Here is a 15018-nt window from a genome sequence, read left to right on the forward strand (position 1 = left end):
AGCCGGCGGCGCGGTGTCGACGGATCAGGTGCGATAGTAGCGCTTGGCTCGGCGCTCGGCCTCGGCCGCCGCCTGCTCGGGCGTCGCCTGGCCGGCGCAGACGGACGCGACCATCTGCACCATGACGTATTCGGCGTTGACGGTGCCGGCCGCCTCGGTGATCGCGCCCTTGTAGCCGCTCCACAGAGCCCGCTCCCAGGTGTCGCGATAGACCAGGATCTTGGGATCGCTCTCCCAGACCTTGCTTTGCGCATAGCCCTTCAGCGGCTGGGTCCAGTAGCCGAAGCAGCCGGTCAGCCACTTGTCGTACTGCTCCTTCTCCATCATGAAGCGCAGATATTCCTTGGCCGCGTTCGGGAACTTGGTGTGCTTGAACACCATGGCGTTGATGACCAGCGCCGTCTCTGTCGGCCGCCCGACCCCGGCGCCGATCGGCATCGGGGCATGGTTGAGATCCTTGCCAATCTCCGCGGTCTTCTCGTCCTTCGAGTTCTTGATCGAGAAGTAGAGCGAGACGCCGTTCTGGGTCAGGCCGATTTCGCCGGCGGTCAGCGCCTTGTTGTTGCTGATGTCGAGCCAGGACAGCGTGCCCGGAATGAAGGTCTCGTAGAGCGCCTTGGCGTATTTCAGCGCCTCGATCGTCTCCTTGCTGTTGATCGCGACCTTGTTGTTCTCGTCGACCATGTAGCCGCCATGCGACCAGACCAGCCAGTTGCAGAACGAGTTGCCGTCGCCGACGGCGTTGCCGAGGGCAAAGCCCGCCGGATGGCCCTTGGCCTTGAGCTTGCGGCAGAGATCGAGGAAGCCGGCATGGTCGGTCGGGAACTTGTCGAAGCCCGCCTCCTTGACCCAAGATTCGCGATAGACCGCCGGGCCGCCGGAGCCGCCCATCGGGATCGAGATCCAGGTGTTGGTCTTGTCCTTCTTGCCGTATTTCTCGGCAACCGGGTACCAGCCGCCATATTTCTTGCCGAGGTCCTCGGCGACCGCAGTCAGGTCGATCAGCTTGTCGGCGAAGATGTGCGGATCGTCGGCCCAGCCGACGACGACATCGGGGCCGGCGCCGGTGTTGGCGGTGACGGCGGTCTGCGGGCGCAGGTCTTCCCAGCTGGCATAGTCGACACGGACCTGGACGCCGGTCGCCTTGGTGAAGGCTTCGGTGTTCTCGTTGAAGATCGTCTGGTCGGGGTCGACGAACTTGGTCGGACGCAGCACGCGCAGCGTCGCGCCCTTCTCGATATTGGCGGTCTGGGCGATTGACGGCGCGGCAAGGGTAGCGCCGGCGGCGAGGCCCGCTCCGCCAATCAATACATCACGTCTGGAAATGCTCATCGCTTGTCTCCTCCGGGTTGCCGCGAGGCCCTGCATGGGAGCCTCGTCGCGATTTATTCGGACATCGCCGCCGCCGGAGTGTTCTCCTTGCGGCGGCGACGGAAGTCAGATCCGCTTGCCGGTCGCGGCGTCGAAGAGATGGGTCACCGAGATGTCGGGCCGGATCTTTATGGTCTCGCCGGGCTTGGCGGTGATGCGCTCGCGGAAGATGCAGGTCAGGTCCTGGCCGCCGCAGCGGACGACGACCTGGGTTTCCGAGCCCATCGGCTCGACGACCACGACCTCGGCCGGCAGCCCGTTCGGGTCGAGCTGGATGTGCTCGGGACGGATGCCGAACACGGCCGCCCGGTCGTTCGAATCGGCCGGGTGCTTGCCGATCGGCCAGATCACGCCTCCTTCGGTCTCGAAGCCGTTGGCGCGGATCGTACCCTTCAGCAGGTTCATCGACGGTGAGCCGATGAAGGCCGCGACGAAGAGGTTGGCGGGATTGTCGTAGAGATCGAGCGGGGCGCCCATCTGCTCGACGATGCCGTCATGCATCACGACGATCTTGTCGGCCATGGTCATGGCCTCGATCTGGTCGTGCGTGACATAGACCGTCGTGGTCTTCAGGCGCTGGTGCAGCTCCTTGATCTCGGTGCGCATCTGCACGCGCAGCTTGGCGTCGAGATTCGAGAGCGGTTCGTCGAACAGGAAGACCTGCGGGTCGCGCACGATGGCGCGGCCCATCGCGACGCGCTGGCGCTGGCCGCCGGAGAGCTGGCGCGGATAGCGGTCGAGCAGGTTCGTGAGGCCGAGGATGCCGGCGGCCTTGCTGACGCGCTCGTCGATCTCGGCCTTCGGCGCCTTCCGCAGCTTCATCGAGAAGGCCATGTTGTCGGCCACCGTCATATGCGGATAGAGCGCATAGTTCTGGAAGACCATGGCGATGTCACGCTCCTTCGGCGGCACGTCGTTGACGACGCGCGAGCCGATCCGGATCTCGCCGCCCGAGATGTTCTCCAGGCCGGCGATCATGCGCAGCAAGGTCGACTTTCCGCAGCCCGAAGGGCCGACGAGGATGACAAACTCGCCATCGTTGATATCGATGTCGACGCCGTGAATGACCTGCGTCGAGCCATAGGCCTTGCGCACGTCGGCAATCTGGACGGATGCCATGTTTGGTTTCACTCCCGCACTTTGGTTGCCCCGGGGCGCCTGACACGATCCCCGCCGGCGGCGTTGCAGATATCGGCTTCTGACGGCCGATCGAAACGAGACCGCGCTACCCAGGCGAGCCGCCTGTTGCGTCAACTTCGTTCGCGGATAAAGTCATACGATAGAAACAGGCGTGTCAAGCGCCGGGCGGGCAGCGGAACGAGCTCTCCGACGCTGCCGGTCACGGAGGAAAGAGCGTGGTCCGATGCAGCTCCATGTCAATGCACGTGTGACGAGGCTCAACCCCGATCGGCTATTCGGCCAGGTCGCGCACCGTCTCGCAGTCGCGATCATCACCGGCGCCTCGCCGACCGGCGCGTTGCTGCCGAACGAGGACGACCTGAAGGGCGAGATCTCGGTCTCGCGCACGGCCTATCGCGAGGCGGTGAAGTTCCTAAGCGGCAAGGGGCTGGTCGAGGCCAGGCCGAAGAGCGGCACGCGGGTGGCGCCGCGCGAGGCCTGGAACCTGCTCGATCCGGATGTGCTGGCCTGGCATTTCGAGGCCGACCCCAACGAGAAATTCATCCGCGACCTGTTCGAGCTCAGGCTCTTCGTCGAGCCGAGCGCCGCAAGACTGGCGGCGCAGCGGCGCAGCGATGCCGACCTCAAGCGGATCGAGGCGGCCTTTCGCGGCATGGTCGAGAATCCGCCCTATGCCGCGCTGACGGTCAGCGCCGACCTTGCCTTCCACGAGGCGATCTTCGCCGCGACCCGCAACCCGCCGCTGCAATGCCTGGCGCCTGCCGTCTCCGCGACGATCCAGTGGTCGCTGTTCCTGAAGGCGCCCGACGACCGCTTCTTCTTCACGGCGTCGCTGATCGATCACGAGCGGGTCTTCGACGCGATCGTTCAACGCGACGGCGATCTCGCGGCTGCCAGGATGAGCGGGCTTGTGATCGACAGTCTGAACAGCACCTTGGGTCTGCTAGCCGGTCGAGCTGATGCAGAGGCGGGCAAAACCGCGTGATTAAATCATACTATATCAGGCTGAATCGACAGCGGAGCCGGGATGGCATAACCGGCTCTACGAGCAGCCCCTGTCTGCGGCTGTGGGAATTCCCCGGCGGCGTTCCAGCAGATAAGTTGATTTAATCGTTTTAAGAATTTGAAATCAAGCCATGCAGCGTTCCAGGAAAGCAGGACCATGACCGCACAGAACAAGATCGAGATCGTCATGACCGGGCCGCTGATGGCCTATGCCGCCGATCAGTTGAAGGCGCGCTTCACCGTGCACGAACTCTGGAAGGAGCAGGACCGCGCGGCAGCACTCGCGGCCGTGAAGGATCGCGTGCGCGGCGTCGCCGGCGGCGGCGCGCATGTGCGTATCGACGACGCGCTTTTCGACGCGCTGCCCAAGCTCGAAGTCGTCTCGAATTTCGGCGTCGGTTACGACAATGTCGACGCCAAGGCCGCTGGCAAGCGCGGCATCATCGTCACCAACACGCCGGACGTACTGACCGACGAGGTCGCCGATCTCGCCATCGGCCTGCTGCTGGCGACAGTCCGGCAATTGCCGCAGGCCGATCGCTATCTGCGTGCCGGCAAGTGGCTGCAGGGCGCCTATCCGCTCACCACCTCGCTGCGCAAGCGCAAGATCGGCATTGTCGGCCTCGGCCGGATTGGCAAGGCGGTCGCACGGCGGCTCGAAGCCTTCGACGTGCCGATCGTCTATCACGGCCGCTCGCGCCAGGCCGATGTCGCCTATCGCTACTATCCCTCGCTGGTCGAGATGGCCGAGGATGTCGATACGCTGGTCTCGGTCGCGCCGGGCGGCGACTCGACCTATCACATCATCAATGCCGAGGTGCTGAAGGCGCTCGGGCCGAACGGTATCGTCGTCAATGTCGGCCGCGGCACGGTGATCGACGAGCAGGCGCTGATCGAGGCGCTGAAGGCTAAGACCATCCTCTCCGCCGGCCTCGACGTGTTCGAGGACGAGCCGCGCGTCCCGGCCGAGCTGATCGCGATGGACCATGTCGTGCTGCTGCCGCATGTCGGCTCGGCATCGGTGCATACGCGCGAACAGATGGGCCAGCTTCTGGTCGATAATCTGGTTTCATGGTTCGATGGCAAGGGTCCCCTGACGCCGGTTGCCGAGACGCCATGGAAGAAAGCCTGATCAGAATACGAATCCGCCGGGTGTGGCGAGGCGCGGCGGTCGCAGTTCTGGCGCCGCTCAGCGTCTCGCCGGCCCCAGCCCAGACGGCGCCGCTGCCGCGCGGCGCCGAAAAGGCGCCCGAGGCCCTGAAGCCGTTCATCGGCGCCTGGGACATCGAGAAGCTCGGCGCCTCGCGGGAGTGCACGGTGACCTTCGGTGCCGAGCCGGCCGGGCAGGGCCGCCAGCTCCGCTTTCCGGCGACCTGCCGGCGCGCCCTGCCGATCCTCACCGGGGTCGTCGCCTGGGATGTGGCCGACGGTTCGCCGCGGCTGCTCGACGGCCATGGCAAGGCAGTGATCATCTTCAGCGACAAGGCGGATCCGGGCCGCCGCGGCAAGGGCAGCGATGGCGCGCAATACGGGCTCGATCCATCGGGCTATGTCCGGGCGCAGCAGCGCCCGGCGCCGAGCCAGGCCGAGCTCGCGGCGACGGCAGCCGCGCGCCCGACCGCGGTCGACCCCGCCACTGCGCCGGCAGTTGCGAGCGTTCCGGGCCGCTATGCGGTGATGCGGCAGGCCGGCCGCGAGGTCTGCAAGCTCGCTCTGTCGACGAACCCCTCCGCCAATGCGGGCGCCTTCGTGACGAGCTTCGATGGGCTCTGTCCCGATACCGGGCTGACGATCTTCTCGCCCGTCGCCTGGCGCTATGAGCAGGGCCGGCTCGAATTGATCGCCCGCAAGGGACACAAGGTCGAGCTGATCTTCGAGGGCGGGCAGTGGCGCAAGGACCCGGCGGTCGGCGCGCCGCTCATGCTGAAGAAGCTGCCCTGACGATCAAAGCCGTCATTCCGGGGCGCTGCGTAGCAGCGAGCCCGGAATCCAGAGCCGATGAGCGATCCAGAGAAGGCGGAAACCGACAGTCAGGTTTTGATACTGCGCTGGTTCTGGATTCCGGGCTCGGGCCTTCGGCCCGCCCCGGAATGACGGCGCGGATAAGAGTTAAGCGACGAACGTCCCGCCGAGCTCATCGTCGATATGGACACGGATGATCTCCTCGAAGCTCGATTCCGCCTTGAAGCCGAGCGCCGGCGCGCGCCTCGCGTCGAAATTGCGCGGCCAGCCGGCGACGATGGCGTCGATCACCGGATCGGGCACGCGCTTGATGCGCTTGACGACGTTCTCGCCGGCGACCTTGCGCAGCGCCTCGATCTGCTCGGCGACGGTAGCGGAATAGCCCGGCATGGTCAGGGCCCGGCGCGGGCCGATCGCGTTCGTGTCCATCGTTGCGGCATGGACGAGGAAGCCGACGGCCGAGCGCGGCGAGGCATGCCAGTGGCGAACCTGATCTGAGACCGGCAGCACCGCGTCCTGGCCGTTGAGCGGCTCGCGGATGATGTTGGAGAAGAAGCCGGAGGCGGCCTTGTTCGGCGCGCCCGGCCTGACGCAGATCGTCGGCAGGCGGATGCCGACGCCGTCGAAGAAGCCGCGGCGGGAATAGTCGCTGAGCAGGAGCTCGCCGATCGCCTTCTGCGTGCCGTAGCTGGTCAGCGGCGTGGTGAAGAACTCGTCCTCGATCTTGTCATGGAAAGGCGCGCCGAAGACGGCGATCGAGGAGGTGAAGATCACGCGCGGCTTGTAGCCGTCGCCGGTGAGGCGGATCGCGTCGAAGAGATAGCGTGTGCCGTCGAGGTTGATGCGGTAGCCCTTGTCGAAATCGGCTTCGGCCTCGCCGGAGACGATCGCCGCGAGGTGGACGATCAGTTCGGGGCGCGACGCGATCAGCTTCTCGGCTTCGCCGGGCTGCGACAGGTCCGAGGTCAGTGACTCGAAGGCGAAGGGTGCGTTCGCCGGCGCCGACGCGGGGAAAACGTCCTGCGCCGTCACCTTGTCGATCGCCTTGCCGCCGAGGCCGCCGTCTCGCGCCAGGCGCTCGATGAACTTGCGGCCGACCATGCCGGCGCCGCCAATGACGAGGATATGCATATCTTTGTCCGATCGGTGTTGTCGTGTTTCGAGGCTGGGGGCAGGAGGCTTCGTCGTTCAGTCCGGAGCACAAGGCCGTCATTGCGAGACGCGTCGGCGACGAAGCAATCCGGTGCGAGAGAGCTCGGCGCTTGCAGGATCGCTTCGCTTACGGTTGCAGTGACGTTCCAAGCTGAGCGAAGAGCGCTCTAAAGCGCAAAACCGCCATCGGCTAGATAGATCTGGCCGGTACTGTAGCTCGCCTCGTCGGAGGCGAGATACACGGCGAGCCAGGCGATCTCCTCGGCGGTGCCGAGCCGGCCCATGGGCTGGCGATCGATGAAGGCCTGGCGGGCGGCGGCCTCGGTCGTCTTGGTCGCCTTGGCGAGATCGACGATACGCTGGTCGAGCGAAGGTGACTGGATCGTGCCGGGGCAGACGGCGTTGGCACGGATGCCCTTCTTGATGAAGTCGGCCGCGACCGCTTTGGTCAGGCCGATCACCGCCGCCTTGGTGGCGCCGTAGACATAGCGGTTCGGGATGCCGCGCACCGAGCCGGCGCCCGAGGCGATGTTGACGATCGAGCCCTTGCCGGCGGCGAGCATGCCGGGGATGAAGGCCTTGATCGTGCGGTGCATTGACTTGACGTTGAGGTCGAAGGAGAACTCCCAGGCCTTGTCGTCGCACTCCAAAACGGTGCCGTGATGGACGAAGCCGGCAGCGTTGACGAGGATGTCGATGGTGCCGACTTTTTCGGCGAAGGCTTCGACCGCCTTGGTCGAGAGCACGTCGAGCTTGCGCTTCTTGGCTTTCGGGATGCCCTCAAGCAAGGCGACGTCCTTGTCGGTCGCCCAGACCGTGGCGCCCTCCGCCACGAAGGCTTCGGCGATCGCGCGCCCGATGCCCTGGCCGGCAGCGGTGACGACCGCGACCTTGCCCTTCAAACGTCCTGCCATGTCGCTTCTTCCCTTGGTTTCCCGGTTATCGAAGACTTTTGCGCATATGGATCAGCCGGCGATCAGGCAGATCCTCGAAATGGGTGGTCTGGTAGCCGAGGCGCTCGTACCAGCCGATGCGGTCGGTGAGCTTGACGTGCGTGTAGAGATGGACCGCGTCGTGCCCAAGCGCCTTGGCTCGCTCCTCGGTGAAATCCATCAGTTGCGAACCGATCTTCCTGCCGGTGGCGGCGGGTGCGACCGCGATGCTCCAGAGCGTGAATTTCGCCGGTTCGTCCTCGAGCACGAGGACACCGTCCAGCGTCCCCTCGCTCTCGGCGAGCCAGATTTCATGCTCAGCCAGCACCTCGCGATAATCAGCGATGCGCGGCAGCGAGGGCACGCCGATGATGCTCTCGTTCGGCAGATAGGCGGCCTGCGTCAACGCGACGATCGCCGGAATATCCTCGGTCGTCGCGCGACGCAGGGCCATCTCAGGCGGCTCCGGCCGTCTTCATGCAATCGGCCAAGGAGGTCTTCTGCTGGCCCTGAGCGTCGAAGTTCTCCGGCGCAAGCCAGCTTTCGAAGGCCTGCCCGACCTTGGGCCACTCGCCGTCGAGGATCGAAAACCAGGCGGTGTCGCGGTTTTCGTCCTTCACCACCTGATGCTGGCGGAAGAGGCCCTCGTACTGGAAGCCGAAGCGCTGCGCGGCGCGCTTGGAGGGCTCGTTGCGGTTGTTGCACTTCCACTCATAGCGACGATAGCCGAGCGAGAAGCCGTAGTCGCCGACGAGATAGACCGCTTCCGTCGCCATGCGGGTGCGCTGCATAGACGGGGAATAGGTGATCCAGCCGACCTCGAAGACGCCGTGCTCGGGCCTGATCTCCATCATCCAGAGATGGCCCTTGGCTTTGCCGTCGGCCTCGTCGATCACGGCGAAGGGGATGATGCCGGCCTTGCCTGCCATCGACGTCAGCAGTTCGCCATAGGCCTCGCGGCTCGGCGGAAGCGTCGCGGGCAACCAGTCCCAGACCGATTCATGGCCGTCCATGGCCTGCCAGATATCGTCGAGATGGCGGTTGGGATCGAGCGGCTCCAGTCGGCACCAACGGCCTTGTAGCACCTTGGCTGGCGGGAAGGGGCAGGGCGTCCAGTTCAGCGTCGTCATGCCTTGATCGTCCTGCGCCAGCCGGTGAAGTCGTGGGTGATCTGCCAGTCCGGGCCGAGCTCGGCGGCGATGGCGTCGGCGAGCGCCGCGCCTTCCGCCTCCCAGGCGGCGCGCTCGGCCTCGTCGGCGAAGTTAGAGGCGGCTTCGTCGGCTTCGTCATAGATCGCGTCGAAGGTGTCCATCCAGCTTTCCAGCCGGTCGGCGAGCGCGTCGGACAGGCCGATATCGTCGGCATCGACAGCCTTGCGCTTGCCCTTGGCGTCGATCTGCCAGAGCCCGCTCCTGCCGAGCCATTCCGGGGCGATGAGAAGCTGCCCGCTCACGAGCGCGCCTTGAGATCGTCGCGGAAGAACGGGTTGAGCGGGGCCGAGGCGCCGTTGCCGGCGAAGCCCTTGAAGCTGCCCTCCTGCGCGATCAGGCGCGTCGCCTCGATGAAGGCGGCCCAGGCGGCGCGAGCGAGCGCCGCGCCGATCGAGATGCGGCGCGTGCCGGTGGCGGCGATCTCCGAGACGCTGAGGCCGACATCGCCATAGACCAGCGTGTTGACGGGCTTACCGCCGGCGGCCGCGACGATGGCGCTGATGTCGGCGACCGTCTTCGGGCCGGGGGCGTAGAGCACATCGGCGCCGGCGTCGGCATAGGCCTTGATGCGCCGCACCGACTCGTTCAGCGCGTCGGGGTGGCCGGTCAGGAAGCATTCGGCGCGGGCCGTCAGCACGACACCGGTGCCGGTCTCGTCGACGGCACGGCGGGCGGCCCGGATGCGCTCGACAGCGAACTCGAAGGGATAGAGCGGCTCGTCGCTGCGGCCCGTCGCGTCCTCGATCGAGAGGCCGGCGACGCCAGTCGCGATGCAGAGCTTGACGTTGGCCGCGACGCCGTCGGGCGTGTCGGCATAGCCGTTCTCGAAATCTGCGTTGATGGGCAGGTCCGGCACCGCTTTCACCAGCTCGGCGAGGTGGGCCAGCATCATGTCGCGCGGCACGTCCTGGTCGGCTCGCCCTTGCGTGAAGGCGAAGCCGGCGCTGGTCGAGGCCAGCGCCTTGAAGCCCTGGCCGCGGAGCCAGCGGGCCGAGCCCTCGTCCCAAGGGTTCGGCATGACGAAGCAGCCGGATTCATGGAGTCTGCGAAACGCGTCGACTTGCGGGCTGTAAGTCATTTTAAATCGTTTCAAATGAGCTCAGGGCGTCATACTGTCGTCCCTGAGCCGATTTGTCAGCCCCGCTCCCACGCATCTGCCGGCGAGGCGCGATGCAGCGCGGGAATGGCCAGCGGCGGGAGTTCCGCCGCCGCCCGGCGCGGTGTCAGTGGTTGTCGCGCGGCACGCCGAACTTCTTGTGGATCTTCTGGTACTTGACCGCCGGCTTCAGGACCATGCCCTCGGAGAGCTCGTCGACGATCTTGCGCTGGATCTCCTGCCAGGGCGTCTGGCTCTTCGGGTACTTGTAGCCGCCCGCTGCCTTCAGCTCGGCGCGGCGCTTCTCCAGCTCCTCGTCCGAGATCAGCATGTTGGCGGTGCGCTTCTTCAGGTCGATGCGGACCTTGTCCCCAGTCTTGAGCAGCGCGAGGCCGCCGCCCGTCGCCGCTTCCGGCGAGGCGTTGAGGATCGAGGGCGAACCGGAGGTGCCGGACTGGCGGCCGTCGCCGACGCAGGCGAGCGCGGTGACGCCCTTCTTGATCAGGTAATCCGGCGGCCGCATGTTCACCACCTCGGCCGCGCCGGGATAGCCGACCGGACCGACGCCGCGGATGAAGAGAACCGTGTGCTCGTCGATGGCGAGCGCGGGATCGTCGATGCGGTGGTGATAGTCCTCTGGCCCATCGAAGACGACGGCCTTGCCCTCGAAGGCCATCGGGTCCTTCGGGTTCTCCAGATAGCGCTTGCGGAACTCCGGCGTGATCACCGAGGTCTTCATGATCGCCGAGTCGAAGAGGTTGCCGGAGAGGTTGAGGAACCCGGCCTCCTTCTTCATCGGCTCGTCATAAGCCTTGATGACGTTGCGGTCGCCCGAGAAGGCACCTTCGCAGTTCTCGATATGGGTCTTGCCGTTGGCGGTGATCGCCGGCTTCAGCTTGCCCTTGGCGATCAGCTCGGCGATCACGGCAGGCAGGCCGCCGGCGCGATAGTAGTCCTCGCCGAGATATTCGCCGGCCGGCTGCATGTTGACCAGCAGCGGCGTGTCGTAGCCGATCTTGGTCCAGTCCTCGTTGTCGAGCTTGACGCCGATATGCTTGGCGATGGCGTTGACATGGATCGGCGCATTGGTCGAGCCGCCGATCGCCGAGTTGATGACGATGGTGTTCTCGAAGGCCTCGCGCGTCAGGATCTTCGAGGGGATCAGGTTCTCCCAGACCATCTCGACGATGCGACGGCCGGTGAGATAGGCCATCTCGTAACGGTCGCGATAGGGCGCCGGGATCGCGGCGGCGCCGGGCAGGGTCATGCCCATCGCCTCGGCGAGCGCGTTCATGGTCGAGGCCGTGCCCATGGTGTTGCAGTGACCCGCGGATGGCGCGGACGACGCAACCAGATCGACGAAGCCGCGATAATCGATCTCGCCGGCCGCCATCATCTGGCGCGCCTTCCAGACGATCGTGCCCGAGCCGGTGCGCTCGCCGCGGAAGGAGCCGTTCAGCATCGGTCCGCCCGGCAGTGCGATCGCCGGGATGTCGACCGTCGCGGCCGCCATGATCTGGGCCGGGGTGGTCTTGTCGCAGCCGGTGGTCAACACGACGCCGTCGATCGGGTAGCCGTAAAGGATCTCGACCAGGCTGAGATATTGCAGGTTGCGGTCGAGCGAGGCGGTCGGCCGCTTGCAGGTTTCCTGGATCGGATGGATCGGGAACTCGAAGGGCACGCCGCCCATCTCGCGGATGCCGTCGCGGACGCGAGAGGCCAGCTCGAGGTGGTGGCGATTGCAGGGGGCGATGTCGGAGCCGGTCTGGGCGATGCCAATGATCGGGCGGCCGGACTGCAATTCCTCGCGCGACAGGCCGAAATTCATGGTGCGCTCGATATAGAGCGCGGTCATGTCGGCATTGGCGGGATTGTCGAACCAGGCCTTCGAGCGCAACTGCTCCGGCTTGATCCTGCGGATCGGCTTCTTCCCGTTAGGCGTCTTATCAGTAGGGCTCTTGGCCATCCCGTCATTCCCTCTCGCGGCCAGGCGGCCTTAAGCGCCGCTTCGGCATCGTCTTTAAATCGATTTGATCGACAGGTCATGCCGATCATGAGCGGAGCGGCAAGGGCGCTCGCCGTAAAATCGCTGTATGCTGCATACAACGACTTGGAGCGCCGTGCCAATCGCTTGGTCGACGCCTCCGCCAGCAAAGGTCGCCGCTGCGCAGTTTGCAAGTGTTCCAAATGCGTCCCCGTCCGGACTGGGACGCAAGCGGCGGGCTTGCGCGGTTGCGGGCTTTGCGGCCAAGACAGGTTTGGACACGCGGCGGCTTGAAGACCGATCCGCGAGCGAAGAGGAAACTGCCATGACGCTGCACGTTGTTCCTTCATTCGGACGGATCGGTGAGGAGAACGCCTTCGCCGTGCTCGCCCGCGCCACCGAATTGCAGCGCCAGGGCAAGGACATCATCAATCTCGGCATCGGCCAGCCGGATTTCCCGACGCCGGAGCATATCGTCGAGGCGGCGGTGAAGGCGCTGCGTGACGGCCATCACGGCTACACGCCGGCGAACGGCATCCTGCCCTTGCGCGAGGCAGTGGCGGCCGACCTGCACAAGCGCTTTTCCGTGAACGTCTCGCCGGAGGAGGTGATGATCGTGCCGGGCGGCAAGGTCACTATGTTCATGGCGATCCTGATGTTCGGCGAGCCCGGCGCCGAGATCCTCTATCCTGATCCGGGCTTCCCGATCTATCGCTCGATGATCGAGTACACCGGCGCGACGCCGGTGCCGGTGCCGATCCGCGAGGAGAACGGCTTTGCCTTCTCGGCCGAGGAGACGCTCTCGCTGATCACGCCGAAGACGAGGCTGCTGATCGTCAACTCGCCGGCGAACCCAACCGGCGGCGTCACGCCCAAGGCCGAGGTCGACAAGCTCGTGGCCGGCCTGGCGAAGTTCCCCGATGTCGCCGTGATGTCGGACGAGATCTACGACCAGATGCTCTATGACGGCGAGAAGCATGTCTGCCTCCTGAGCTATCCTGAGATCCGCGACCGTCTGATCCTGCTCAACGGCTGGTCGAAGACCTATGCCATGACCGGCTGGCGCATGGGCTTCTCGGTGTGGCCGAAGCCGCTTTACGACAATGCCCGCAAGCTCGCGGTGAACTCGCATTCCTGCGTCAACGCGCCGGCGCAATGGGCGGGCCTCGCCGCGTTGACCGGCCCGCAGGATGCGGTCGCGATGATGCTGGCCGAGTTCGACCGGCGCCGGAAGGCGGTGGTGGCAGGCTTGAATGCGCTGCCGGGCGTCTCCTGCATCGTGCCGAAGGGTGCCTTCTACGCCTTTCCGAACGTGTCGCAGACCGGCTGGAAGGCGAAGAAGCTGGCCTCGGCCCTGCTCGAGGAAACCGGCGTGGCCACGATCGGCGGGCCGGATTTCGGCGTGCATGGCGAGGGCTATATCCGCCTCTCCTACGCGAACTCGCTGGAGAATATCGAGCGGGCGCTCGGGCGGATGGCCAAGTTCCTGCAGAGTGCGAAGGCTGCCTGACCATGACAATCACCTGCCATCTGCGCTACATCGTCGACCCCTACCAACTCCCGGCCTTCGAAGCCTATGGCAAGGCCTGGATCCGCCTGGTCGAGCGCTTCGGCGGCAAGCACCACGGCTATTTCATGCCTTCGGAAGGCACCTCCAACGTCGCGCTGGCGATGTTCAGCTTCCCGTCCTTCGCCGAGTACGAGGTCTATCGCGAGGCCTCGTTCAAGGATGCCGAATGCCTCGCGGTGGTCGCCGAGAACGAAAAGCATCGCTTCATCGTCAGCTATGAGCGCAGCTTCTTCCGGCCGGTGTTCGAGGACGATCAGGGCGTCAAGCGGGCGCCCTGACGCGCCCAGGTACGAGCCGGACCTGGCGCGGCGCTGCCAGCCAGATCGCCGCCGCCGAGATGAAGCAGCAGGCGATCACCAGCAGGAAGGCGAGGCGATAGCTGCCGGTGGCGTCATGGATCGTGCCGGCGAGCCAGGGGCCGGCCGCACCGCCGCCGAGCAGCGCGACCGTGACGGTCCCGAAGATCGCGCCGAAATGCGGCCCTTCGAAAATCTCGAAGACGATTGGGCCCAGCACCGAGGTGATCGCGTAGCCCAGGAAGCCCTGCGCGATCACCATCACATAGAGCAGCAGGGGCGACGGGGTGTGCTCCAGCGCGATCAGCGCAGCATAGCAGATGGCGAAGCCGAGGCAGCCGATCATCCAGATCCATTCGCGGCCGATGCGGTCCGACAGGCCGCCAAGAGCGATCTGGCCGGGGATGGCCACGGCGCTGACCAGCCCCAGTGCCCAGGCGGCCATGAGCGGGGAGAAGCCGACCTCGATCAGATATTTGGTCTGGTGGACCTGCACCGCATACCAGGCAATCAGCGCGCAGAAATAGCCGATCATGATCCACCACAGGCGTGCCGTGCGCAGCGCTCGCCCCAATGTCCATTCAACCGCGACCCAGGCCGGATCGACAACCGCCGCCTGGCGTTGCGCGGCGACGGTGCCGGCCGGGGCAGTCTCGCCGTCCGGCTGCAGGCCGAGATCCTGCGGCCGGCGCCGAACCAGCAGGTTGAGCGGGCCGAGCAGGACGAGCACGAGCAGGCCCATGATCCAGCAGGCGGCGCGCCAGCCATCGCGGCTGATGATCGATTGCAGCCAGGGCAGGAGCAGCAGCGCGCCGACGCCGACGCCGGAAAAGGCGATGCTGATCGCGAAAGCCCGTCGGCGCACGAACCAGTTCGGCAGGAACAGTGACTGCGCCGAGAAGCTCATCAGATTGGCGCCGCAGCCGACGAGGACGCCGAGCGTCAGGTAGAGATGCCAGGCGGCGCCAATGGCGGGCGCGATCAGCAGGCCCGCCGCCAGCATCGCCACGCCGATCTCGATCACGACACGCGGGCCGTGCCGGTCCATCATGCGGCCGACGAAGGTGCTGGTCACGGCCGAGAGCAGGAAGCCGAAGGAGAAGGCGCCCGAGGCGAGGCCGCGATCCCAGCCGAACTCGTCGATCAGCGGCGGCAGCAGCAGCGAGAAGGCCGTGCGTGCGCTGACGGCTATCGCCATCGTGACGAAGGCGATGCCGATGATGACCCAGCCATAATAGAAGGGTAGGCGTGCCGACCAATGCGGGTTTGGTGATTGCATGCCGCATTGGATGGCCGGGC

General features: G+C 65.8%; 15 protein-coding genes. 5 read left to right on the forward strand and 10 right to left on the reverse strand.

The genetic code is table 11. The features are described 5' to 3' along the window. Window positions 1-24: 24 nt before the first annotated feature. Window positions 25-1332 (reverse strand): ABC transporter substrate-binding protein, encoded by a 1308-nt coding sequence (locus tag ACFPOB_RS17070; RefSeq protein ID WP_091836484.1) that lies wholly within the window; start codon window positions 1330-1332, stop codon window positions 25-27. Window positions 1333-1437: 105 nt separating this feature from the next. After that, entirely contained in the window at window positions 1438-2490 is a 1053-nt protein-coding gene (locus ACFPOB_RS17075; protein WP_377799609.1) for an ABC transporter ATP-binding protein, read from the reverse strand. A gap of 244 nt (window positions 2491-2734) precedes the next feature. Here ACFPOB_RS17075 and ACFPOB_RS17080 point away from each other — a divergent pair, with 244 nt between their 5' ends. From ACFPOB_RS17080 to ACFPOB_RS17090, 3 genes are all read left to right on the forward strand, one after another. Further along, entirely contained in the window at window positions 2735-3496 is a 762-nt protein-coding gene (locus ACFPOB_RS17080) for a FadR/GntR family transcriptional regulator (RefSeq protein WP_377799610.1), read from the forward strand. Window positions 3497-3673: 177 nt separating this feature from the next. Next, window positions 3674-4648 (forward strand): 2-hydroxyacid dehydrogenase, encoded by a 975-nt coding sequence (locus ACFPOB_RS17085; RefSeq protein WP_377799611.1) that lies wholly within the window; start codon window positions 3674-3676, stop codon window positions 4646-4648. After that, complete coding sequence (locus ACFPOB_RS17090) at window positions 4633-5457, forward strand: AprI/Inh family metalloprotease inhibitor (RefSeq protein ID WP_377799612.1); 825 nt, start codon at window positions 4633-4635, stop codon at window positions 5455-5457. The genes ACFPOB_RS17085 and ACFPOB_RS17090 overlap by 16 nt, the downstream gene beginning before the upstream one ends. Window positions 5458-5625: 168 nt before the next feature. On the opposite strand, the gene denD is transcribed toward ACFPOB_RS17090, so the two are convergent. The 7 genes from denD to ACFPOB_RS17125 form a co-directional block, all read right to left on the reverse strand. Then, window positions 5626-6609, reverse strand: coding sequence for a D-erythronate dehydrogenase (gene denD, locus ACFPOB_RS17095; RefSeq protein ID WP_377799613.1), 984 nt, complete (start codon window positions 6607-6609; stop codon window positions 5626-5628). 188 nt (window positions 6610-6797) lie between these two features. Continuing rightward, window positions 6798-7544: an SDR family oxidoreductase gene (locus ACFPOB_RS17100; RefSeq protein ID WP_377799614.1), complete on the reverse strand. Its 747-nt coding sequence runs from the start codon at window positions 7542-7544 to the stop codon at window positions 6798-6800. 25 nt (window positions 7545-7569) lie between these two features. Next, on the reverse strand, window positions 7570-8016 hold the full coding sequence (locus tag ACFPOB_RS17105) for a GNAT family N-acetyltransferase (RefSeq protein WP_377799615.1): 447 nt from the start codon (window positions 8014-8016) through the stop codon (window positions 7570-7572). 1 nt (window position 8017) lies between these two features. Next, on the reverse strand, window positions 8018-8692 hold the full coding sequence (locus ACFPOB_RS17110; RefSeq protein WP_377799616.1) for a GNAT family N-acetyltransferase: 675 nt from the start codon (window positions 8690-8692) through the stop codon (window positions 8018-8020). Further along, window positions 8689-9015: a hypothetical protein gene (locus ACFPOB_RS17115; protein WP_377799617.1), complete on the reverse strand. Its 327-nt coding sequence runs from the start codon at window positions 9013-9015 to the stop codon at window positions 8689-8691. The genes ACFPOB_RS17110 and ACFPOB_RS17115 overlap by 4 nt, the downstream gene beginning before the upstream one ends. Continuing rightward, the gene (locus ACFPOB_RS17120) at window positions 9012-9851 is read right to left on the reverse strand and encodes an isocitrate lyase/PEP mutase family protein (protein WP_377799618.1); all 840 of its coding nucleotides are present in this window, start codon (window positions 9849-9851) and stop codon (window positions 9012-9014) included. Before ACFPOB_RS17120 ends, ACFPOB_RS17115 begins: the two co-directional genes overlap by 4 nt. A 145-nt stretch (window positions 9852-9996) precedes the next feature. Beyond that, complete coding sequence (locus ACFPOB_RS17125; protein ID WP_377799619.1) at window positions 9997-11835, reverse strand: IlvD/Edd family dehydratase; 1839 nt, start codon at window positions 11833-11835, stop codon at window positions 9997-9999. Between the two features lie 343 nt (window positions 11836-12178). Between ACFPOB_RS17125 and ACFPOB_RS17130 the strand changes: the two genes are divergently transcribed. Continuing rightward, a complete protein-coding gene (locus ACFPOB_RS17130) occupies window positions 12179-13363 on the forward strand; it encodes a pyridoxal phosphate-dependent aminotransferase (RefSeq protein WP_377799620.1) in 1185 nt (394 codons plus the stop codon). 2 nt (window positions 13364-13365) lie between these two features. Further along, window positions 13366-13701, forward strand: a complete 336-nt coding sequence (locus ACFPOB_RS17135; RefSeq protein ID WP_377799621.1) for an NIPSNAP family protein — start codon at window positions 13366-13368, stop codon at window positions 13699-13701. Here ACFPOB_RS17135 and ACFPOB_RS17140 read toward each other — a convergent pair. Further along, window positions 13685-14998 (reverse strand): MFS transporter, encoded by a 1314-nt coding sequence (locus ACFPOB_RS17140; protein WP_377799622.1) that lies wholly within the window; start codon window positions 14996-14998, stop codon window positions 13685-13687. The two genes, ACFPOB_RS17135 and ACFPOB_RS17140, sit on opposite strands and share 17 nt — an antisense overlap. Window positions 14999-15018: the final 20 nt, after the last annotated feature.

The sequence above is a fragment of the Allobosea eneae genome (genome assembly GCF_042657265.1).
Classification (GTDB): Bacteria; Pseudomonadota; Alphaproteobacteria; order Rhizobiales; family Beijerinckiaceae; genus Allobosea; species Allobosea eneae.